This window comes from Streptomyces luomodiensis (genome assembly GCF_031679605.1).
GTDB classification, from domain to species: domain Bacteria; phylum Actinomycetota; class Actinomycetes; order Streptomycetales; family Streptomycetaceae; genus Streptomyces; species Streptomyces luomodiensis.
This window is the reverse complement of the sequence record NZ_CP117522.1, coordinates 695,044-716,761: the sequence shown is the minus strand read 5'-3', so window position 1 is coordinate 716,761 and position 21,718 is coordinate 695,044. Positions and strand designations below refer to the sequence as shown.

20 protein-coding genes and 1 pseudogene are annotated in these 21,718 nt (G+C 72.1%); 6 read left to right on the top strand and 15 right to left on the bottom strand.

The genetic code is table 11. The features are described 5' to 3' along the window. Positions 1 to 2 precede the first annotated feature (2 nt). From PS467_RS03145 to PS467_RS03125, 5 genes are all read right to left on the bottom strand, one after another. Entirely contained in the window at positions 3 to 1,727 is a 1,725-nt protein-coding gene (locus tag PS467_RS03145) for an ABC transporter substrate-binding protein (protein ID WP_311033864.1), read from the bottom strand. Positions 1,728 to 1,907: 180 nt separating this feature from the next. Then, positions 1,908 to 2,000 carry an Ms4533A family Cys-rich leader peptide gene (locus tag PS467_RS03140; protein WP_311033863.1) on the bottom strand — a complete coding sequence of 31 codons (93 nt, stop codon included), beginning with the start codon at positions 1,998 to 2,000 and terminating at the stop codon, positions 1,908 to 1,910. 302 nt (positions 2,001 to 2,302) lie between these two features. Beyond that, positions 2,303 to 3,226, bottom strand: coding sequence for an LLM class F420-dependent oxidoreductase (locus tag PS467_RS03135; protein WP_311033862.1), 924 nt, complete (start codon positions 3,224 to 3,226; stop codon positions 2,303 to 2,305). A gap of 26 nt (positions 3,227 to 3,252) precedes the next feature. Continuing rightward, positions 3,253 to 4,758: an MFS transporter gene (locus PS467_RS03130; protein WP_311033861.1), complete on the bottom strand. Its 1,506-nt coding sequence runs from the start codon at positions 4,756 to 4,758 to the stop codon at positions 3,253 to 3,255. Further along, positions 4,755 to 5,882, bottom strand: a complete 1,128-nt coding sequence (locus PS467_RS03125; protein ID WP_311033860.1) for a GNAT family N-acetyltransferase — start codon at positions 5,880 to 5,882, stop codon at positions 4,755 to 4,757. Before PS467_RS03125 ends, PS467_RS03130 begins: the two co-directional genes overlap by 4 nt. 583 nt (positions 5,883 to 6,465) lie before the next feature. Between PS467_RS03125 and PS467_RS03120 the strand changes: the two genes are divergently transcribed. Next, positions 6,466 to 7,254, top strand: coding sequence for a hydrolase (locus PS467_RS03120; protein ID WP_311033859.1), 789 nt, complete (start codon positions 6,466 to 6,468; stop codon positions 7,252 to 7,254). Between the two features lie 24 nt (positions 7,255 to 7,278). Here PS467_RS03120 and PS467_RS03115 read toward each other — a convergent pair whose 3' ends face one another. Continuing rightward, entirely contained in the window at positions 7,279 to 8,709 is a 1,431-nt protein-coding gene (locus PS467_RS03115; RefSeq protein WP_311033858.1) for a DUF3616 domain-containing protein, read from the bottom strand. A 164-nt stretch (positions 8,710 to 8,873) separates the two neighbouring features. Further along, complete coding sequence (locus PS467_RS03110; protein ID WP_311033857.1) at positions 8,874 to 10,151, bottom strand: YeeE/YedE family protein; 1,278 nt, start codon at positions 10,149 to 10,151, stop codon at positions 8,874 to 8,876. Positions 10,152 to 10,554: 403 nt separating this feature from the next. Here PS467_RS03110 and PS467_RS03105 point away from each other — a divergent pair, with 403 nt between their 5' ends. Beyond that, positions 10,555 to 10,866, top strand: a complete 312-nt coding sequence (locus PS467_RS03105; RefSeq protein ID WP_311033856.1) for a hypothetical protein — start codon at positions 10,555 to 10,557, stop codon at positions 10,864 to 10,866. Here PS467_RS03105 and PS467_RS03100 read toward each other — a convergent pair. From PS467_RS03100 to PS467_RS03080, 5 genes are all read right to left on the bottom strand, one after another. Further along, on the bottom strand, positions 10,809 to 11,606 hold the full coding sequence (locus tag PS467_RS03100; protein ID WP_311033855.1) for a pentapeptide repeat-containing protein: 798 nt from the start codon (positions 11,604 to 11,606) through the stop codon (positions 10,809 to 10,811). The two genes, PS467_RS03105 and PS467_RS03100, sit on opposite strands and share 58 nt — an antisense overlap. Before the next feature lie 112 nt (positions 11,607 to 11,718). Further along, positions 11,719 to 12,252: a ferritin-like domain-containing protein gene (locus PS467_RS03095; protein ID WP_311033854.1), complete on the bottom strand. Its 534-nt coding sequence runs from the start codon at positions 12,250 to 12,252 to the stop codon at positions 11,719 to 11,721. Positions 12,253 to 12,638: 386 nt separating this feature from the next. Next, positions 12,639 to 14,789, bottom strand: coding sequence for a xanthine dehydrogenase family protein molybdopterin-binding subunit (locus PS467_RS03090; protein ID WP_311033853.1), 2,151 nt, complete (start codon positions 14,787 to 14,789; stop codon positions 12,639 to 12,641). Further along, complete coding sequence (locus tag PS467_RS03085) at positions 14,786 to 15,778, bottom strand: FAD binding domain-containing protein (RefSeq protein ID WP_311033852.1); 993 nt, start codon at positions 15,776 to 15,778, stop codon at positions 14,786 to 14,788. Before PS467_RS03085 ends, PS467_RS03090 begins: the two co-directional genes overlap by 4 nt. Beyond that, a complete protein-coding gene (locus tag PS467_RS03080) occupies positions 15,775 to 16,347 on the bottom strand; it encodes a 2Fe-2S iron-sulfur cluster-binding protein (RefSeq protein WP_311033851.1) in 573 nt (190 codons plus the stop codon). Before PS467_RS03080 ends, PS467_RS03085 begins: the two co-directional genes overlap by 4 nt. Before the next feature lie 242 nt (positions 16,348 to 16,589). Between PS467_RS03080 and PS467_RS03075 the strand changes: the two genes are divergently transcribed. Beyond that, positions 16,590 to 17,168 carry a TetR/AcrR family transcriptional regulator gene (locus PS467_RS03075; protein ID WP_268969863.1) on the top strand — a complete coding sequence of 193 codons (579 nt, stop codon included), beginning with the start codon at positions 16,590 to 16,592 and terminating at the stop codon, positions 17,166 to 17,168. 184 nt (positions 17,169 to 17,352) lie between these two features. Here PS467_RS03075 and PS467_RS03070 read toward each other — a convergent pair whose 3' ends face one another. Together PS467_RS03070 and PS467_RS03065 are read right to left on the bottom strand one after the other, a co-directional pair. After that, complete coding sequence (locus PS467_RS03070; RefSeq protein WP_311033850.1) at positions 17,353 to 18,357, bottom strand: Gfo/Idh/MocA family protein; 1,005 nt, start codon at positions 18,355 to 18,357, stop codon at positions 17,353 to 17,355. 50 nt (positions 18,358 to 18,407) lie between these two features. Next, positions 18,408 to 18,527 (bottom strand): annotated as a pseudogene (locus PS467_RS03065) (short-chain dehydrogenase); the annotation flags it as partial. A gap of 261 nt (positions 18,528 to 18,788) precedes the next feature. On the opposite strand from PS467_RS03065, the gene PS467_RS03060 reads away from it, so the two are divergent. Further along, on the top strand, positions 18,789 to 19,478 hold the full coding sequence (locus PS467_RS03060) for a DJ-1/PfpI family protein (protein WP_311033849.1): 690 nt from the start codon (positions 18,789 to 18,791) through the stop codon (positions 19,476 to 19,478). A 71-nt stretch (positions 19,479 to 19,549) separates the two neighbouring features. Next, positions 19,550 to 19,858, top strand: a complete 309-nt coding sequence (locus PS467_RS03055; protein WP_268969858.1) for a hypothetical protein — start codon at positions 19,550 to 19,552, stop codon at positions 19,856 to 19,858. A 52-nt stretch (positions 19,859 to 19,910) separates the two neighbouring features. On the opposite strand, the gene PS467_RS03050 is transcribed toward PS467_RS03055, so the two are convergent. After that, positions 19,911 to 20,702 (bottom strand): AraC family transcriptional regulator, encoded by a 792-nt coding sequence (locus tag PS467_RS03050; protein ID WP_311033848.1) that lies wholly within the window; start codon positions 20,700 to 20,702, stop codon positions 19,911 to 19,913. 101 nt (positions 20,703 to 20,803) lie between these two features. Here PS467_RS03050 and PS467_RS03045 point away from each other — a divergent pair, with 101 nt between their 5' ends. Next, complete coding sequence (locus PS467_RS03045) at positions 20,804 to 21,610, top strand: sulfite exporter TauE/SafE family protein (RefSeq protein WP_311033847.1); 807 nt, start codon at positions 20,804 to 20,806, stop codon at positions 21,608 to 21,610. Positions 21,611 to 21,718: the final 108 nt, after the last annotated feature.

The following is a 21,718-nucleotide window of genomic DNA, read 5'->3' as shown; positions in this document are numbered from 1 at the left end:
CACTACTTGACCGCCACCTGCGAGATGTCGAGGACGCCGGTCCAGTCGCTGATGACGACGTTCTTGACGTCCTTGCCGACCAGGCGCTGGTAGACCGGGTGGTAGAGCGGCACCGTGAGGGCCAGCTCGCCGATCCTCTCGTCCAGGGCGCCCCAGCGCTTGGCCGCCGCCTTCAGATCGGTCAGCCTGCTGATCTCGTCGAACTCCTTGTTGATCGACGGATCGTCGAGCTGCGCGTGGTTGAAGTTGGCGCCGTCCCCGACGATCTGCCGCCCGTCGAAGATCGGGGCGAGGAACGGGTATCCGGCGGGCCAGTCCGCTCCCCAGCGGGTGAGGAAGAAACCGGGGGTGGCGTCGGCGTCCCAGCGCTGCTCGTTGTAGGCGTTGCCTTCCAGGCCCTTCAGCCTGACCTTGATGCCCGCCTTCGCCAGGGACTGCTGGACCGCGGCGGCGACGGTGGGGCCCATTTCGCCCTCGTCGGTGGAGTGGGTGAGGGTGATGGTCAGCCCGTCCTCGTAACCGGCCTTCGCCAGCAGCTCCCTGGCCTTCTTGGGGTTGCCGTTCTCACCCGCCGGGAAGTGGTCGTAGGGCGTGTAACCGAATGCCTTCTGGTCCGGCAGGAAGGTGGTGGCGGGCTCGGCGAGGGAGGAGCCGCCCACGGCGTTGATGACGCTCTTGCGGCCGATCGCGTACGAGATGGCCTGGCGCACCTCGGGCTTGTCGAACGGCTTCACCTTCGGGTTGAACGCCAGGTAGTCGGTGTAGCCGAAGTGTCCGATCCCGACCCGCGACTTCAGGGCCTTGTCCTGGCCGATCTGGGCGAGCTCGGCGGGACCGAGGTTGGTGTCCGTGGTGATCGCCCGCGCGTCGTCACCCGAACTGGTCGACAGGCGCTGGTTGATGACCGCCGGGTCCAGACCGGAGCGTACGTCGATGGTGTCGGGGTACGCCTTGCGCTGGTCGTCGACCTTCTCCGACCAGTACGGGTTGCGCTCCAGCTGGAGCCGTTCGCCGTCGCCTGTGTTCTTCACGACCTTGTACGGACCCGAGGAGATCGGATGCGACTCGTACCTGGCGCCGGTGTCCTTGTCCTTGGGCACGGGCGCGAACTGGGTCTGGGTCGCCAGGTACGGGAAGTCGCCCACGGGCTTCTTCAGCCTGAAGACGATGGTCCTCTCGTCCGGCGTCTCGATCGAGTCGAGGGTCTTCTTGCCCTTGTGGACGAAGGGGCCCTGGTAGGTGTCGCCACCGATCAGCCAGTCGCGCAGATAGGGTGCGCCACCGGAGAGTTCGGCGGCGAAGGACCGCTCCACGCCGTACTTGATGTCGGCGGAGGTGATGGCGGAGCCGTCCTCGAACTTCAGGCCCTTCTTCAGCGTGTACGTCCACACCGTGGCGTTCTCGCTGGGGGTGCCCACACCGGTCGCGAGATCGGGCACCACCCGGGTGCCCGCGGCGCCGTTCGCGCGGTTGCGCGTGGTCAGCGTGCGGAAGACCAGCGAGGGGACGTTGCCGCCGCCCGAGGTGTACAGGCGGGCGGGGTCGAAGTCCGACTGGGCCTCGGAGTTGAGCACCGTGAGCTTGCCGCCCTTGGCGGGTTTGCCGTCGCCCTTCCCGGAACTCTCACCGCCGTCCTGCGGTCCGGCGCAGGCCGCGACTCCTCCGACCAGGGCCAGACTGACGGCGGCCACGGTGGCACGCCGGGATATCGCTCTTCGATCACGCATGGAAGTCGATGCCTTTCAGGACGGGAGAGCCGTCGGAAGGCATCGGGAATCAGCTGGGCAGGGAAGCGCTGACCCGTACGAGACCGCACCGACGACTTGGGGGGGTGAAGGGTGCCGGAGCCGGGCTCGGGGGGATGACGACGCCACAGACGCGAGAGGGCGCCTCGCTGAGCCCGGGGCTCAGCGACAGTGGATGTCGGACACCGCGTGCGCGTGCACACCGATGAGCACCAGGCAGAAGCTGGTGTACTCGGGGACATGGCGACGCGGCATGGGTAGAAGACTGGACGATCGCGCCGCGCCGCACAACGGCGTATCAGAATCCGATACAAAACATTTCACAGGATGGGCACAGAGGCCATGCGCGTGGACGTCGGCGGGGCGGTGCCGGGGCGTCACCCGGTGCGGCCCACGGCCCGGCGTACCCGGCGAGTCCGAACAGGCCGATCGCCACGGCGATCCCGCTCTGACCGGGCAGCCGCCCGGCGACCGAGGCCAGTGCGAAGGACAGGGGGATGCCGAGCACCGAGGTGACGGCGAAGAGCAGACCGGCGGTCCCGGCGGACAGCCCCGCGTCAGCCCGCCAGTTCCCCCAGCAGTTCCCAGGTGCGGCGCCGGGCGGCCGCTCCGGCGATCTCCGTACCCGAGAACACCACCTCCGTCGCCCCGGCGTCCCTGTAGCGCCGCACCTCGTCGGCCACGGTCTTCTCGTCGCCGATCACCGCGACATCGACGGCCCGGGTGCCGCCGGAGAGTCCGATGACCCGCGCGTAGGAGGGGATCTGCTCGTAGAACGCGAGCTGCCCGGCCGCCGTCTCGCGCACGGAGTCGGCGTCGTCGGTGACCACACCGTGCACGAGCGCCACGATGCGGGGCGCGGGACGCCCCGCGGCCTCCGCCGCCGCGGTGACGGCCGGGACGATGTGCTCGGCCAGGGCACGGGGTCCGGCCAGGTAGGGCAGGATCCCGTCCGCCAGCTCACCGCTGACCCGCAGCGCCCGCGGGCCCATCGCGGCGACGAGCAGCGGCACGCCGGACTCGGCGCCCGGCACCCGCGCGGACACCGGCGTGGCCGCCGTGAGCAGTTCGCCGTGGAAGTCGGCGGTGCCGGTCTCGGTCAACTGCCGCAGCGCGGTCAGGAATTCACGCAGCCGGGCGACGGGCCGTTCGAACGGGATGCCGAAGCCCCCCTCGGTGAGGAGCTTGGTGCCGAGCGCGAGTCCGAGGTGATACCGGCCGTGGGTGGCCGCCTGCGCGGTCTGGGCCTGGCTGGAGACGAGCAACGGGTGGCGCCCGAAGACCGGGATCGCGGACGTGCCCACCTGGAGATCCGGTACCTCACGTCCGACGATCGCCGCGAGCTGGGGCGAGTCGGCGCCGAAGGTCTGTCCGAACCAGGCGGACCGCAGCCCCGCGGCCGAGGCTTCTCTGGCCAGGCCCACAGTGGTGTCGATCTGGTTTTCGGCGGCTGCCGCGTTGAGTGCTACTCCCACAGTCATGTCAGCGCAAACCGACGGGGCCGACCTCACATTTCCTTTCCTGTATGACAGTTGTGTGTCGGCGGTGTCCGCCGGCGGGACCGGCGGGGCCGCCGGGCCCAGCCGGTCCGTACGGACGGGGAGGAGACATCTCCTCCCGCGCCCCGCAGGACCGACACCGCCAGGGCGACGGCCATCACGCCCACAAGGGTGAGGCTCGCGTGCCAGTAGGACGACCGGTGGTGGAGCGCGCCCGCTGCCGACGTGTGGAGGTACACCCCGGAGATGGCCGAGACGCTCACCGCCGCCGCGATGCGCTGGGACATCTGGAGAACCCCTCCGGCCACCCCGGCCGCCTCCGGTGGAGCGTGGCGCAGCACCAGTGCCTGGTTGGGCGAGACCGTCAGTCCCGAGGCGGTCCCCATGCAGAACTGGGCCAGGGCGAGGATCGCCGGGAGGAGCGGAGCCGGGGCCCGCAGCGCGGCCAGACCGCTCGCCAGCAGGGCACTCGTGCCCAGTGCGAGGCCGGCCGTCACCGTATGCCGCCCGAGGCGCCGCACCACGCGCCAGGCCAGCGCCGACGAGACCCCCATCGCCACCGCCGAGGGCAGTGTGACCGCGGCGGCGGCGAAGGCGGAGAGCCCCAGACCGTCTTGCAGGAACATGGTCAGCACCAGCGAGGCGGCGATCGAGGTGCCGAACTGCGCCATCGCCACGACCGTGCCCAGCGCGAAGGGCGCGGACCGGGCGAGGGCGGGATGCAGCAGCGGATGGTGGCCCGAGCGGGCGTAACGGCGCTGCCAGTACGGGAGGAGCGCCAGCGCCGCGCATCCGGCGGCCCCCCAGGCCACCGTGGCGCCCGCGCTCGTGGGGACCTGGATGAACGGGACCATCGCCACCAGGGCCAGGGCCCCGGCCAGCCCCAGCCCGACCGGGTCCAGATCGGTGTGGCCGGCGGTGCCCCGGGGCGGAGGCAGATGGCGCGCGGCGAGCACGAGGGTGGCCAGTCCGAAGGGGACGTTCAGCAGGAAGGTGAGCCGCCAGCCGGGATCAGGTCCGGTGGCCGCGATCAATGCCCCGCCCAGGGGTGGGCCGAGTGCGGTCGCCAGGCCGCTCGTCACCGCGTACAGACCCAGCGCCCGCGCCCGGTCCTGGCCGCTGAACACGTCCTGGATGGTGCCGATCACCTGGGAGTTGACCAGGCCCGCACCGGCCCCCTGGAACAGTCTGGCCGCGATCACCAGCCACGGGCGGTCGGCCGTGGCGGCCACCGCGCCGACCGCCGTGAACATCGCGAGACCGGCGAGGAAGAACTTCTTCCGTCCGTGGACGTCGCCGAGGCGGCCCCCGGGAACGAGTGCGAGGCCGAACGCGAGGGAGTACCCGGCCACGATCCACTGCACATCGGTGGCGCCCGCGTGCAGCGAGGTGCGCAGCACGGGTATCGCGATGTTGAGGACGGACTGGTCCAGCAGGGTGGTGACCCCGGCTGCCATGCACACCACGATCACCCGGCGCCGGGCCGCGTCGAAGCGGACGGAGGCCGGCGTCATGCCGCAGGCGCCGGCAGCTCGAGGCCGAAGGCGTACACCGGATGCCCGCCGGCCACCAGCCCCTCCCGTTCGGGCAGTCTGCGGAAGCCGAGCCGCTCGTACAGCCGGTGTGCTCCCGTCATCAGCGCGCCGCTGTTCATCACCACCCGCGCGAGGTCCCGGGACCGTGCCAGGGTGACCACATGCTCGACCAGCAGTGCGCCGACACCGCGGCGGCGCGCCTCCGGGGCCACCGCCAGCAGCCGGAAATCCAGCTCCCCGGCGCGTCCCAGCCGGGAGATGTGGCCGCCGGGCCGAGGTGTCGCCACGGTGCCCAGGATGCCGCCGGTGCTCCGGTCGACCGCGATCCACACCTCGTGGTCCCTGGCCCGCGGGCCCACGGCCCGCAACTCGGTCCGGTAGTCCTCGGCGAGCGGGTAGTCGTGGGCGTAGGCGGCCTCGGTGATCCGCGCCACCCGGGCGTGCTCGTCCGGAGTGGCGAGCCGGATGGTGATGCCGTCGGCCGGGACCGGGCCGAGGTCATGGGAGAAGACGGCCGTCCTCACCTCCCGGCGCCGGTTCTCGTGTGCCTCGCGGGCGTACTGCCGGACGAAGCCGAGCCGGTGGTAGACCCGCTGCGAGAACACGTTGTCCGGGCCGGTGTCCAGGACCAGGGCACGCACCCCCCAGCCCCGGGCGCGCTCGATGGCCTCGGCCAGCAGCGCGTTCCCGGCCCCGTGGCCGCGGTACGCGGGCAGCACGGCCAGCAGCCGCAGTTCGGCCTCGTCGGGCAGCGCGAGGCGGGCGTATCCGCTCCCGGAGCGCAACAGGCTCGCGGTCCCGATCAGCGTGCCGCTCGGCCCGTCGACGGCCACCAGCAGATCACCGGCACAGGCCCGGCCGGGCGTGTCGCGCATCAGGGCCAGCCGCTGCGGCCGGGGTGCGCTGTTGCGGCTGCGGAAGCCCTCGACGGTCAGGTCCGCGATCAGCTCGTACTCGTCCGGCCGGGCGGTACGGACGCCGACACCGGTGGGGGTGGCGGCGCGGGCGGGGCTCATGCCGCCGCGCCGCGGTGCGGGGCGGGTGCGAGCCTTCACGCCGGGGAACGCGGCGCCGAGATGGACCTGCTTGACGGGCTTGCTCATGAGGGGCTCCCGGTGACGGCGTGACGATTGACGGGACGGGGCACTCCGAAGCGTTCGCGCGAGGCGGCCTCTTCGTATGCCTCGCGGAACGGGCGCGACACGGGCCGCGACCGCCGGCGCGTCCAGTCGGCCGCGGAGCACCTCGGGTGCGAAACGAAGGCCGGAAGGGTGAGGGGCATGCCGTGGGCTCCCGAGGGTGGGGGAGTGAGGGGTGAGGGAAGCGCGCGCACGGCCGGGCCCCGGACAGAAAAGGGCCGGGGAGACGGAGAGGGGCGCGCGATGGCGGTGTCGGGGATCAGGCCCGACAGATCGCGCTGGAAACCCGCTGGAAGTCGATGTGGCGACGCGTCGCGAACCGTGGGACACCCAGCTGGTGTGCCATCGCGACGCGGCTCCCTTCGAACCGATCACACTCACCCTGACCGTCGGCATCGTACATCAGGCCGGATCACAGCCTTCCGGGTTTGTCATGTACGGGTTACAGTGCGCGCCAAGGAGAGCGTGGGAGCGCTCCCAAAACAAACCCCATCTGACCGACCGTCCCAACCTGACCTACCGTCATGACCAGCCGGAGGACACCCCCATGACCCTCACAGCACACCGCGCTCTGGCCGCCGCCGCGGTGGCCGTGGCGCTGGCGCTGACCGCCCCGGCCGCGCCCCGGGCCTCGGCACGGCCGGCGGCCTGCGCCGCCGATGGCTTCTGCGAGGACTTCGAGTCCCAGACCGGGACCACCCCCGCCGGCCGCTGGACCACGGCCGTCGCCAACTGCTCGGGCACCGGCACCGCGACCGTGGACACCACGACGGCCCACGGCGGCACCAAGTCGGTGCGGATCACGGGCAAGGCGGGGTACTGCAACCACGCCTTCGCCGGCACCTCGCTCACCGGTCTGCCGTCCGGCGGAGACCTCTACGCCCGCTTCTGGGTCCGCCACACCACCGCGCTGCCCGCCCAGCACGTCACGTTCGCCGCCCTGCGCGATGCCAACGACAGCGGCAAGGACCTGCGCATGGGCGGCCAGAACAAGGCGCTCCAGTGGAACCGCGAGTCGGACGACGCCACGCTCCCGGCCCAGAGCCCGGCGGGCGTCGCGCTCAGTGCTCCGTTGCCCGTGGACACCTGGACATGTCTGGAGTTCCGCCTCGACCGCACCGCGGGCCACCTGGACACCTGGGTGAACGGCGCGCTCGTCACCGGCCTGGTGGTCGACGGCACCCCGACCCAGGACGTCGACCAGCAGTGGCTCAGCCGGGGCGGGTGGCGGCCCGCCCCGGGCGATCTGCGGCTGGGCTGGGAGAGCTACGGCGAGGGCGATGACACCCTCTGGTACGACGACGTGGCCGTGGGCACCACCCGTATCGGCTGCTGACGACCTGTCGGGTACCCCGGCGCGTCAGGAGTTCAGGGAGAAGCGGACCGACCGGGACTTCCGCCACTCCTCGTGCTCCAGGTCCTTGGCCTCGGTGCCGTCCCCGTACAGGTCGGCCGAACCGCTGTCGGTGATCACCTGGGCCTGGGCGCCGGGCGCCGAGAGGTCGGGCACGTCCACCACGGACTCCCAGCCGCCCGGGTCGGCGGTCGGCAGGTCGAGCCGCTTGACCGGCTGGTGTCCGGCGACGCCGTCCCAGGAGTAGAGCGCGTACGGGGCGCTGTTGTCCTCCGCCGCCCAGGAACCGGCCACGATCAGGTACTGGCCCTTGTCGTTGCGGCGGATGTCGCGGACGCTCAGGCCGCCGAGGTCGAGGGTGATCGGGTCGCCGAAGGTGGCGTGGGTGTCCTCGCTGCCGACGGACCGGGCGAGCCGGTCGATGTTGGTGACCGGAACCAGCAGCGCCGCGCCGCCGTCGGCGGGCGGCACCAGCGGCGCCCGGAAGCCGATGTACGCGGTGGAGCCGGAGCCGGGCGCGAACTCCAGGCCCTCGACGTTGAACCCGTCGATCTGCTTGGGCACCTGGCCGTCCGCCGTGCCCTCGGCGAAGCCCAGCCGGTCGCCGTTGGCCTTGTCCCAGGCCACCAGGTCGTCGCGCAGGCCCTGGTACGAACCGCCGACCTCGAGCTCGGTGTCGGCGCCTGAACCGGAGACGGTGGTGGTGAAGAGGGTGAAGCGGTCCTCCTTCGGCTCGCCGTCCTTGTTGTTGCCCAGCGAGCCGGTCCAGTAGATGGTGTCGCCGACGCGGGCCGCGGCCTCGATGTCGATCTCCTTGTCGACGTCGAGGCCGGAGCCGACGTCCCAGGTGCGCACCGGTGCGCCGGAGGCGTCGCGGCGGTACAGGCGCAGGACGTTGGACTCGTCGTCGGCGACGACCAGGTAGCCGCCACCGACGTCCACGGCGGCGGAGGAGTCGCTGGAGCCGGTGAGGTAGCGGGTGTCGGCGGCGTTTTGTACGGCGCCGGAGGCCGCGTAGTGCAGGGTGGTGGTGGCGGTCTCGCCGCCGAGCCCGTGCACCTCGAGGGTGAGGTCGGTGTAGCCCTTGCCGCGGGCCCGTACGGCCACCTCGCGGGTGGCGCCGGTCCCGGTCACCGTGACGTCCCCGGTCCCGGCGACCGAGCCATGGGTGGTGGCGGTCGCGGACACGGTGAGCGCACCCGCGTCGGCGCCGCTCTGGCCGACCTTCACGGTCACCGTCGGATCGCCGGTGGCGCCGACGGCGCCGGACAGGTACGCGGCGGACAGCTCGATGGTCGGCGTGCCGTAGTCCGCGCCGGCCGCCGCGCAGGCCGGGAGGGCGGACATCGCCACGGCACCGGCCACGAGCGTCAGCGCCGCGGCGGCATGGCGGACCGGGCGGAGACGGCGCGGGGAAGCGGTGGGGGACGGGACCATCGTGAGCACCCTTCGTCAGCTGCGGGACCGGTCGGCGGACCGGCACACCGTTCTGACAATGAATCACGCACATGGCGTGCGGGTGAACCACGCCTGCCGGCCGGGGCCCCGTCCGCCAAGAGGAAGGCGGGACTCGTCGGCGGCACCGGGTCGGCGCCCGGCTCTCAGCAGACGCCGTCGCCCGGCTTCGGGTTCCCGAGTCCGAACAGCGGCCGCAGCTTCAGCCCGGCCCAGGTGCCGAGGAGGGCGCAGGCGCCCCAGACCCAGCCGTGCAGGCTGCCCGAGGCGATGCCCGCGAGATAGGCGCCGATGTTGCAGCCGCCCGCCAGCCGGGCCCCGATGCCCATCAGCACCCCGCCGAGGACCGCCGCGGTCGCCGTCCGCCACGGCACGCCGCGGTGCAGGGTCCAGGTGCCGCCGAGCGCGGCGGCGACCGCCGCGCCGATCATGATGCCGATGTCGGTGAGGCTGGTCTTGTCGGCGAGCACCGGTCCCGCGAGCATCTGCTTGTTCCCGGGCTGCTGCCACCAGCTCCAGCTCTCCGGGTGGCCGCCGAGCGCTCTCACCAGCTCCGCGCCCCACAGGCTGAAGGCGCTGGTGACGCCCCACGCGCCGCCGGAGACGAGCAGTACGCCGGCGCCCAGGACGGCCAGCGCCAGGGCGCCGACGGCCAGCGGCCAGGAACCGCGCAGGACACGGGCGGCGGCACCGCGCGCGGAGGGCACCGGGCCGATCGGCGGCGGGTTGCGGCGGGCCTGGACACGACGGCTGACCAGCGCGATGGCGGCGAGCACGAGGATCGTCACCGCCCAGGAGCCGAACCAGCCGATGTGGTCGGCCATGACCACCGGTTCCAGCGCGGGCAGGTCCTTCCACAGGTCGAACTGCCAGGCGGCGAGGGTCGCACCGGCGATGAAGCCGCCGAGGGTGAGCAGGATCGACGTCTGCCCGGAGCCCACCGCGAAGAGGGTGCCGGAGGCGCAGGCCCCACCGAGCTGCATGCCGACGGCGAAGATGAACGAGCCGATCAGCAGCCCGAGGCCCAGCGGCCCCGCCGAGGGCGCGGGCACCGATCCGAACAGCCCGGTTTTCGTGCCGATGAGCAGGGCGAACAGCGTGGCCGTGGTGCCCAGCAGCAGGGTGTGGGCGCGCATACCGGTGCCATTGCCGACCGCGACCAGTTGCCGCCAGGCGGAGGTGAAGCCGAAGCGGGAGTGGAAAAGGGCCACGCCCAGGGCGAGGCCGAGCAGCAGCAGGACGCCGGGCTTGGCCCCGTGGGCGGACCACACATACGCGGTCAGCGCCACGGCGAGCAGCCCGGACACGGCGAGCGGCACCCGGCGGACCGGGGGTGCGGCGGGTGCCTCGGGCCGTGGCACGGAGGTGGGTGAGGGGGACAGCAGTGTGGTCTTCGCTGCCTCGGCAGGCGGGGCGGTGGTCACGAGCGGACTCCGGGAGGCGTTCGACAAGGGGGACGGGGCGCGGCGCTGGGCGGGAGGGACCGGCCGGGTGGCGCGGCGCCGTGGGCGGCGGCACGCGGCGGGGAGACCGGCTGGTTCCGGCTCAGCGGCGACAGAGACCGTCGTCGACGCACCACGCCGAGTTCGCGAACAGCGCGAGACACAGCAGACGGGCGGGTGCGGACATGTACTCGAGGATATGGTCCGGTTTCCGGAATACGGCCTCGCATCTCACCATGTGAGCTGTGGTGTGAGCCACAGGGCCGCCGCGATGGACCGGGCGGACGATCAGTCACCGTTCCATCACAACGTCTTCACGGCACTCCCATGCCGGCGTCCGCGCACCGCATGATGCACCCCCACCTTCCACGCACCGGGGAGACACATGCGCATCCGCACCGTCAAAGCCGCGACAGTCGTCGCCGCCACCCTGATCCTGACCGGTTGTTCCGCCGGCGGTGAGGCACGCGACAGACGCACCCCGTCCGGCACCCCGGGCCCGGCCGAGAAAGCCGAGATCACCCGGCGCTGTGTCAACGCCATCGCCGACCGGGCCGCCGCCAACAAGGGCGGAGCGGTCCGCTCCGAACCCGTCCCCGAGCCGTGCGCCCGGCTGTCGGACGCCGACTATCTGGACGCCTACATGAAAGGTCTCGAGCAGGCGCACCAGGCCGCGCAGGAGTCCTCGCGGGGCTGATCCGGCACGGCGGCCGGCGGCACGGAGAGCCGAGCCGCCGCCCGGGTCCGAGCCGAGACCCGGGTCCGAGCCGGGGCCCGGGGCCGGGCCGCCGCCCGGTCCGGATGGTCCGCGCAGGAATTCCGGGCGCTCGATCGGGAGCCGTCCGGGCACAGGACGTTCTCCCAGCTCGTCGCGGAGACGTCGGCCTTCCGCAGCCGCGCGCCGCGGAGATCGGAGTCGGACACGGTGGCCCCGGCCAGGTCGGCGCCGCGCAGGTCCGCCGCGGTGAGGCCGACGTGGCTGAGGGACGCCGCCCGCAGATCCGTGCCGGCCAGCCGGGCGCCGTCGAGGCTGACGTCCGTGAGGAGCGCCTTGCCGAGCGCAGCCCCGCTCAGATCCGCGCCGCGCAGGTCGACCTGCGAGAGGGTGGCGGAGGTGAGGTCGGCCCGGCGGAGGTCGGCGCCGCGCAGGTCGACGTTCTCCAGCGACGCACCGGCCAGCCGCCCCGCGTAGAGGTTGCCGCGGCGCAGGTTCGCCTCGGACACCAGCCCGGTCACGGTGGAGCGCTCGAGGTTGACGCAGCGCAGTTTCTTCTGCCACAGATCGGCACCGGCGACTGTACGGCTGGAGAGATCCTTGCCCGCGTGGCCGGAACAGCTCCGGCCGTGTCTGTCCGCGCCGCAGCCGATGAGCAGCGCCGAGGACAGGGCGGCGGTCACGATGACGAGGGAGAGCGGACGGGGCCGGCGCGTGGTCATGGGCCTGATGCCTCCGCGGTGACCGGTGGTGATCCCTGCGCGACAGCTGGTACGCACAGCTCGGACACACAGCTCGTACACAGCGGAGTCCGGGCAGGGTCCCGGCGGGTGGTCAGATGCCGATCAGGTCCACCAGGTCGTCGGCGTGCTCCTCCTCTTCCTCCAGGATCGACTCCATCAGCCGGCGGGTGGTCGGGTCGTGTTCGCCCAGCCAGCGGATGATCTCCTGGTAGCTGGCGATCACGATGCGCTCGGCGAGCAGATTGTGCTCCAGCATCGCCCGCAAGTCGTTGTCGGGCGGTGTGGTGTAGTCGGTGTGGGCGCGGCTTGTCAGCGAGGCCGGGTCGAAGTCGGGATCGCCGCCGAGCTGGGAGACGCGTTCGGCGGCGCGCAGCGCGTGCTGCATCTCCTCCTTCGCGTGCTCGGTGAATTCCGCGGACACCTGGGCGCGGTCGATTCCGCTGGCCGAGATGGCGTGGCGGGTGTAGCGCAGCCAGCACACCACCTCGGTCGCGATGACGTCGTTGAGGATGCCGATGACACGGCCCTTGTCCAGGCCGTAGGCGTCCGTCACCGGCCCGGCCTCCATCTTCCGGCGGGCCTCGTCGCGGATCCTGCTCACGTCCAGCACGAAGTCGTCGCTCATCACAGCCCTCTCTGCTCTCCTCGGACGCGGCGAGTGTTCCCCGCCGGGTCCGGAAGGGCTCCGGCGCGAGGGGAAGATGACTGGATCGCCGCACAGCGCCAGCCGATCGGCGGTATCCGGCCGCCACGCGGCCGGTTCACACGGGCGTATCCGACGAGGTCGGCACAGGACTCCGGTCGGGTCCGGCGGTGTGAGGCGGGCGCCGGCGGTCGTGACGGCCGGTGACCGGGTCTGCCGCGCCACCCGTACGGCCGAGCGGACTCGCCCCACGAGACCACCTCACGACCGCGGGCCGCCGCCCCTTCGGGACGGCGGCCCGCGTCTTCGAGCGGCGGCGCCGGCCAGGTTCCGCGGTCCTGGCCGGCGCCGGTCACTCGACGGGGAGGTCAGGCCCCGTGCCCGCCCTCCGGCAGGTTCGTCCCCGCCGACAGGACCCGGTCCGGGCGGATCGGCAGGTGACGGTGGCGGACTCCGGTGGCGTGCCACACCGCGTTGGCGATCGCCGCGGCGGCCCCCACGATGCCGACCTCACCGACGCCCTTGATACCGACCGGGTCGTCCGGGTCCGGGTCGTCCACCCAGTCCGCCTCGACGATCGGCACATCGGCGTTCGCGGCGAAGTGGTAGCCCGCGAGGTCGGGGCCCACATGGCCGCCCGAGGCCCGGTCCCTGACCGCCTCCTCGTGCAGGGCCATCGAAATGCCCCAGATCATCCCGCCGACGAGCTGGTTGCGCGCGGTCAGGGGGTTGACGATCCGGCCCGCCGCGAAGATCCCGAGCATCCGGCGCACCCGGACCTCGCCGCTCGTGACGTCCACGGCCACCTCGGCGAACTGGGCGCCGAAGGAGTGCCGTTCCTTCTGCGAGAGGGAGCCGATCACATCGGAGGTGTCGGACCGGGCGGTGATCCCCTCGGGCGGGATGTCGCCGCCCAGGGCCAGCCGCTCCCGCAGCTCGCGCACCGCGATCGCCACCGCCCACGCCCAGGACCGGGTGCCCATCGAGCCACCGGCGAACATCCCCGGGCCGAGGGCGCTGTCCGCGATGACCACCCGGACGCGTTCCGGATCGACCTTCAGCCCGTCCGCGGCGACCAGGGCGATGGCGGTCCGGGCGCCGGTCCCGATGTCCGCCGCGTTGATCCGTACCGTGAAGGTGCCGTCCGCCTCCGCCGTCACGCCCGCCGTGGACGGGCCGACCCCGGAGTGGAAGCTGGCCGCCGCCATCCCGGTCCCGAGCAGCCACCGTCCCTCGCGGCGCACTCCGGGCTGGGGGTCCCGGTCCGCCCAGCCGAACCTGCGGGCGCCCTCCTCATAGCAGGCGATCAGATTGCGGCTGCTGAACGGCAGGCCGGAGATGGGGCCCCGGTCGGGTTCATTGCGCACCCGCAGCTCGATCGGGTCGATACCGCACTTCTCGGCGAGTTCGTCGAACGCGCACTCCAGCGCGAACGAACCCGGTGCCTCGCCGGGCCCGCGCATGAACGTCGGGGTCGGCACGTCGAGTCGCACGACCCGGTCGCTGGTGTGGTGCGCGGGGGCGTCGTACATCACGCGCCCCACCGAGGCGCTCCGCTCGATGAATTCGTGGACCGTGGAGGTGAGGCACTCGTTCCGGTGGTCGAGCGCGCGCAGCCGTCCGTCGGCGTCGGCACCGAGCCTGACCCGCTGCGCCGTGGGGCTGCGGTAGCCGATGGCCGAGAACATCTGACGGCGGGTCATGACGACCCGCACCGGGCGCTGGAGGACGGTCGCGGCCATCGCGGCGGCCACCTGGGTGGGCCGGACCGTCTTGGAGCCGAAGCCGCCGCCGACGTGTTCGGACCGCACCCGTACCGAGCCCGGGTCGAGGGAGAAGATCTGCGCGAGCTCGGTGGCCACCAGCGTACTGCCCTGGTTGGAGTCCAGGACCTCGAGCCGGCCGCCGTCCCAGTAGGCCGTCGCCGCGTGCGGCTCCATGGGGTTGTGGTGCTCTTCCGGGGTGGTGTACTCCGAGTCCACGACGAACACGGACGCGGCGAGCTCGGCCTCGACGTCCCCCTTCGACTGCTCCGCGGGCCCGAAGGACGACTCCGCGGGGGTGTACGCATCGGGGTGGCCGGCGAAGAACGTGACGTCGTGCGGCTCCTGGTCGTAGTGGACCACCAGCTGCTCGGCGGCTTCCCTGGCCTGCTCCGGCCGTTCGGCGACGACGAGCGCCACCGGCCAGCCCATGAAGGGGACACGGTCGTTCTGGAAGACCCCGAGGATCGGGTCCGGCCGCCCGAGCATGCTCGTGTAGTCCATGTTGACGCGCGGGGCGTTCTCGTGGTGGAGGACCGCGAGGACACCGGGCATGGCGAGGACGGGTTCGACCTCGACCGAACGGACGCGGCCGCGGGCGACCGTGGACAGCACCAGCCAGCCGTGGGCGAGTTGGGGCAAGGGGATGTCGCCCGTGTAGCGGGCCGCTCCGGTGACCTTGTCCCGGCCCTCGATGCGGGTGCGCGCGGTGCCGAGAGCCCCTGTCACCAAGGGGGTTCCGGTCGTGGTGGTCATCGGGCGGCCTCCTCGGCGAGTTCGGTCAGCATGGCCACGACGAGGTTGCGCATCAGCGGCACCTTGTATCCGTTGTGCGGCAGGACCTTCGCGGCGGCCAGTTCGGCGTCCGCGGCGGCGGCGAACGCGTCGGCGCTCACCGGGCCCCCGGTCAGCGACCGCTCGGCCACCCGGGCCCGCCACGGCCGCGAGGCGACTGCTCCGAAGGCGAGGCGGACATCGTGGACGACCCCGTCCCGGACGTCGAGGGCGCCGGCGATCGAACCGATCGCGAAGGCGTAGGACGCGCGCTCGCGGACCTTCCGGTAGCGGGAGTGGGCGGCGACCGGGGCCGGGGGCAGAGTGACGCCGGTGATCAGCGCACCGGACGGCAGCGCCGTCTCCAGGTGCGGGGTGTCGCCCACGGGCAGGTAGAAGTCCGCGAGCGGCAACTCGCCCGGCCCGTCGGTGGTTTCGTACGACACGACGGCGTCGAACGCGGTGAGCGCGACCGCCATGTCCGAGGGGTGGGTGGCCACGCAGTGCCCGGAGGCGCCGAGAATGGCGTGATTGTGATGCTCACCCTCGATGGCCGGACAACCGCTGCCGGGGCGGCGCTTGTTGCAGGGCGACACCACATCGGTGAAGTAGCCGCAGCGGGTGCGCTGGAGCAGGTTGCCGCCGACCGTGGCCATGTTGCGCAGCTGCCCGGACGCGCCGGCCAGGACGGCCTGTGTCAGGGCCGGGTAGCGGCGCCGTACCTCGGGGTGGGCGGCGAGATCGCTGTTGGTGACGGTGGCGCCGACCCGCAGACCGCCGTCCGCGGTCGACTCGACCCGGTCCAGGGGCAGTTCACGGACGTCGACCAGGCGTCCGGGGCGCTCCACGCCGGTCTTCATCAGGTCGACGAGATTGGTGCCGCCGCCCAGGAAACGCGCGTCCGGATCGGCGCCCAGGACGGCGACCGCCTCGGAGACGTCGACGACGCGCTGATAGCCGAACTCTTTCATGCGACGGCCTCCTCGGTGGTGGTCGTGGTCGCCCGCGCCTCGGCCGCCCGCGCGACCGCCTGCACGATCGACACGTAGGCGCCGCAGCGGCACAGGTTGCCGCTCATCCGCTCCCGGATCTCGTCGGCGGTCAGTGGTGGGGGTCCCGCTTCGGGATGGACATCGGTGGTGACGGCGCTCGGCCAGCCCGCCGCGTGTTCCTCGATCACGGCGAGGGCGGAACAGATCTGCCCCGGAGTGCAGTAGCCGCACTGGTAGCCGTCGAGGTCGAGGAACGCCTGCTGCACCGGATGGAGCCGGTCGCCCTCGGCCACGCCCTCGATGGTGGTGACCTCGCGGCCCTCGGCGGCCACGGCGAGCTGGAGGCAGGAGACGGCCCGCCGGCCGTCGAGCAGTACCGTGCAGGCGCCGCACTGCCCCTGGTCGCAGCCCTTCTTGGTGCCGGTGAGGTCGAGGTGCTCACGCAGGGCGTCGAGCAGGGTGGTGCGGTGGTCGACGGGCAGCGTGTACTTCTCGCCGTTGATGGTCAGCGTGATGACGCTGGACGTCGACGAGGGGGCTGTGGCCATGATCAGCCTTCTTTCGCGGGTGTGGTGCGCGTCGAAGTCGTTCAGGGGGAAGGTCCCGGTGAAGGCCCCGAGGATGCGGGATGCGCGAGAAACCCGGTCGGCGCTCGGTCCCGGCCATCCACACGGGCCGTTTCTGCCGGTAAGGTGAGCCTAAGCGGACAACTGTCCGCTGCGCATGAACTTAGCGGACAGCTGTCCGGTGAGCAAGGTCGGCACTGAGCCATGGCCGGAATGGAGGACGAGTGCGGGGAGAGAAGGACGCGCCTCTGCGCTCGGACGCGGCTGCGAACCGCGAGCGCATCCTGGAAGTGGCGCTGGCGGAGCTGACCCGCTCGGCGGATGTGCCACTGAGCACCATCGCGAAGAAGGCGGGCGTCGGCCAGGGGACGCTGTACCGCAACTTCCCCAGCCGCGAGGCCCTCGTTCTGGAGATCTACCGCCATGAGATGCGGCAGCTCGCGGACACCGCGGCCGAGCTGCTCCGCACCCGCGCACCGGACGCGGCGCTGCGGGAGTGGATGGCGCATCTGGCCCGGTTCGCCCTGGCCAAGGCCGGGCTGGCGGACGCCCTGCACAAGGCCACCAGCGCGCCCGGCGGCCCGGCCAAACCGGGACACGGCCTGGTGACCGAGGCCGTCGAGCTCCTGCTGGCGGCGAACGCGGACGTCGGCACCATCCGTCCGGGCGTCACCGCCGACGACTTCCTGCTCGCCATCTGCGGCCTGTGGCAGATCGATCCCCGTGACGACGGGCAGGCGCGCGCCCGGCGGCTTCTGGACCTGGTCATGGACGGACTGCGCGCCGGCGCGCCGGGAAGGTGAGACGCCGCAGAGGACCGGCCCGCAGGGACCGGCTCTCATGCATCGGCTCTGGACGACCCGGCAGCTCAGCCGCCGGCCCTCGTGGGCCGTATGGCGACGGACGGATCCGGTGGCGCCCCACGACGGCGAGCTCGCGGATCCGGGCCGCGCCCAGGATCTGCGCCGCGCGGCGGCCCGGCTGTCGTCATGCCGTCCGTACCTCTGCCAGGCTCACGGGGCGGTGCTCGTGCAGCGACAGTGTGCACGCCTCCGCGATCCAGCCGGCCTCCAGGGCGTCGGCGACGGTGCAGGGAGAGGGCAGCCGGCCCGCCACGACCTCGGTGAAGGCGGTGAGCTCGGCCCGGTAGGCGGCGGCGAAGCGGTCCATGAAGAAGTGGTGCGGGGTGCCGCCCGGGAAGGTGGCGCCCGGTTCGGCGGAGCGCAGCGGCAGCTTGTCCTCCAGGCCCGCGGCGATGCTGTCCGTCATGCCGTGGAGCTCCAGACGGGCGTCGTAACCGCGGGCGTTGTGCCGCGTGTTGGAGACCACGGCGAGGGTGCCGTCGTCGAGGGTGAGGAGGGCGGAGGCGGTGTCCACGTCTCCGGCGGCCGCGATGTAGTCGGCTCCGCGGTTGGCCCCGGTGGCGTAGACCTCGGTGACCTCGCGGCCGGTGATCCAGCGGACGGTGTCGAAGTCGTGCACGCTGCAGTCGCGGAAGATGCCACCGGAGACGGCCACGTAGGCGGCCGGGGGCGGCGCGGGGTCCAAGGTGGTGGACCGTACGGTGTGCAGCGGCCCCAGCTCACCGCTGAGCACCGCCTTCCGCGCGGCCACGTACCCGGGGTCGAAGCGCCGGTTGTAGCCGATCTGGACCTGCACGCCGCTGCCCTCGACCGCGCGCAGGACGGCGAGGCTCTCCGCGACCGTGCGCGCCACGGGCTTCTCGCAGAAGACCGGTACGCCCGCCCGCACGGCGGCGAGGACGAGCTCGGGGTGGGCGTCGGTCGCCGCGGCGATCACGACGCCGTCCACGCCGGCGGCCAGCACGGCCTCCGGCGAGCCGACCGCTCGGGCGCCGAACCGCTCGGCGGCGGCGGTGGCGGCCGCGGTGACCGGGTCGGTGACCACGAGCGAGTCCACCGTGTCGATCGTGGACAGGGTCTCGGCGTGGAAGGCGCCGATCCGCCCCAGGCCCATGATGCCGATACGCATGAAAAGTCGTTCCCTTTCTGACAGTGCTTCCGACAGTGCGGCGGGGCGGGTCAGCCGAGTCCGCCGACGACGTTCTGGTCCCAGTCGATGACCGAGCCGGTGACGACTCCGCTGCGGTCGGAGAGGAGAAGGACGACGACATCGGCGATCTCGTCGACCTGGCCGAGCTTTCTGATCCTTCCTGTGAGCTGCGGCTTTCTGCCAGTGTTGTTATCAGGTGAACATCAGGCAATCCGCGGCAGCCCATCAAAACCCCACCGTCGACCGGGTGCTCCACCACGACCTGAGTCAGGACCTGCGCGCGTGCCGCCCGACTTGGCGATATTCCGTTGAACCATGTCACTCATGCCGCTGGGAGGGGTTTCCGCGCCCGCATAGCGTCGGGACCGGGCCGGAAAAGACCGGCCCTGACCACACATGAGGGATGTTTCATGCTCGCCCAGGTTGTTCTGTTCGATGGCTTCGACCTGCTCGATGTCATCGCCCCCTACGAGGTGCTGTCCGCCGGCGGGCGGGCTTCCGGGGGAGCGTTGAGCGTTGAGCTGGTATCCGCCGAGGGGCCGCGCGAGGTGGTGAGCGGGGTCGGCGGCACACCGCTGCGTGCCACGGCCGTTCTCGATCCCGCCAAGGCGGACCTGGTGGTGGTCCCCGGTGCGGCCGGCCGGATCGGAGAACCCGGCGAGGACCCCGACCAGGACGCGGGGACGGGCGAATGGCACGAGGACGACACCGTCCCCGTCCTGATGGGCCGCACCCTGGAGACCGACCTGCCCCGGCTGCTGAAGGAGGCCATGGACCGCCCGGAGGTGACCGTGGCCACGGTGTGCGGGGGCTCTGTCGTCCTGGCCATGGCCGGCCTGTTGGAGAACCGCTACGCCACCACTCACCGCATGGGCCTGGACCTGCTCGACGCCACCGGCGCCAACGTGGTCCGGGCCCGCGTCGTCGACGACGGCGACCTCGTCACCGGCTCCAGTGTCACCTGCGGACTCGATCTGGGCCTGTACCTGCTGGAGCGTGAGCTGGGACCGCGGATCGCCCACGCCGTCGAGCAGCTGATCGCCCACGAGCGCCGTGGCACCGTCTGGCGCGCTCACGGACCCGAGCCCCTCACCTTCTGACATCTCCCCTCTCGTCCGAATCCCTGTCCCGTTCTGTCCCGTCCCGTCCCACCGTGAGGAAGCACCGCATCATGTCCGTCGAAGGCACCTGGGATCTGTCCATCTCCACACCGATCGGCCGGATCAGGCCAGTGGTCGACATCCGGCGCGCGGAGGGCGCCCTGACCGGTACGGCCCGCGCCGGGGACGAGGAAGTCCCGCTGACCGATCTCTCACTCGACGGCGACCGGCTCACCTGGCGTCAGGCCATCACCAAGCCGATGCGGCTGAACCTCGCGTTCGCCATGACGGTCGACGGTGACACGATGACCGGCACCTCCAAGGCCGGGCGCCTGCCCTCCTCCAAGGTCACCGGACAGCGCCGCGCCGCCCAGGGGTGAACCTCCGCGTCCAGGGCGCCGATGAGGTGCTTCGGCGACGTGGTCCCGCACGTCACCGAGGACCCCGGCGCCCCGGACCGGCCCCGGTGTGGAAGGCGGTCGGCGGGCGGCCGAGCAGCTTTTTGAAGGCGGCCGTGAACGCGGCGGGGTTGTCGTAACCGAGGGCTGCCGCGAGGCGGGTCACCGGTACGCCCGCCGCCATCTGCTGCAAGGAGTGTGCGATGCAGGCACGTTGCCGCCATTGCTGGAAGCTCATCCCGGTGTCCCGGTGGAACAGGCGGCCGAGCGTGCGTGCGCTGACGTTGAGGGCCGCGGCCCAGCGAGCGGGTGGGTCATGGATGTCGGGGGCGCGCAGAAACGCCTCGCACAGCCGGCGCAGCCCAGGATCGGTGGGGAACGGGACGTCGAGGGGGAGCGGGGTGAGGTTTCTGAGCTCGTGGAGGATGAGGCTGACGAGGGTGGCGTCGCGGCCGTGGTCGGGGTAGCGGGGCTCCATCTCGACGGCGTCGAGGATGAGCGCCCGCAGCAGGGCGGAGACCTCGACGACCCGGCAGTGCGGAGGGAACCACGGCACGGCGCCGGGTTCGATGTAGAGGCTGCGGGTGCTGACCCCCACCATGGTGACCTGGTGCGGGGTCCCGGGCGGGATCAGTACGGCGCGGGCCGTGGGCACGGTCCAGGCGCCCTCCGCGGTCTCCACCCGCATGACGCCGGTGGCGGCGTAGAGGACCTGGGCACGGCGATGCTCATGGCGGGCGAGGAGGTAATCGTGGGGGTAGTCGGTGCCGATGGCCAGTACGGCCCGGTCGAGGTCGTCCACCTCCGCCACGGGGATGTTGCGCACGGCACGAGACTACGCCGGCCCGGTCGGGCTGTCCGCTGCGCGTAAGGAAATGGCGATCGATCGATTGCTCGCCAGGACGGGGAGCTCATAGCGTCCTTTCCGTGCTGACCTCGTTCCTCGTTCTGTTCCTGTTCGGCTGCCTGACCGGCGTCACCACGGTGTTCTTCGGTTTCGGCGGCGGCTTCATCACCGTCCCCGTCGTCTACGGCTTCCTGCACGCCACAGCCGGTTCCGGTACCGACGCCATGCATGTCGCGGTGGCGACATCGACGGCGGTGATGCTGGTGAACGCCGTGGTCGCGGCCCTGGCGCAGCTGCGTCAGGGGCGGCTTCGCCGGGAGTACGTATGGCCGCTGGCGGCGTTCATCATGGTCGGCGCCGTCGCCGGATCCTTTGTGGCGACCTGGATCGGCGGCACGCTGCTGCGTGTCCTCTTCATCGTCTATCTGCTGGTGACGATCGCCGACAGCCTGCTGCGAAAGGGGTTTCTGTCGGTCGCCCACCACGAGCGGCCGCAGCCCCTCGGACGGGCCGCCACGAGGTTCGGCGGGGTCGGGATCGGCGCGGTCGCCTCCTGTCTGGGGGTGGGCGGCAGCGTCATGACCGTCCCTCTCCTGCGGCGCAGGGGCCTGCCCATGGCCAACGCCATCGCGATGGCCAACCCCCTCAGCGTTCCCGTGGCCGTGGCCGGCACCGTCGTCTACGCGCTCGCCCCCGCCGTCCCGGCGCACGCGGGCCGTTTCGGCTACGTGGACCTCGTGGCCTGTGTCGCTCTGCTCAGCGGATCACTGCCCACCATCGCCGTGGCCAGGCGTGTCGCCGGACGTGTTCCGGACCGTATCCACTCCCTGGCCTACATCGCCCTTCTCGTGCTCGTGTCGGTCGTGATGGTCGCCACGGGGATCTGACCCGTCAACACCCTCCGCACCCGGCGCCGTTGACGGCGTTGCGCACCTCGGGTGTTCCAGCCGAGCCGGTGCGGCTCGGGCCATGGGGAGACAGCTCATGGACGCGGA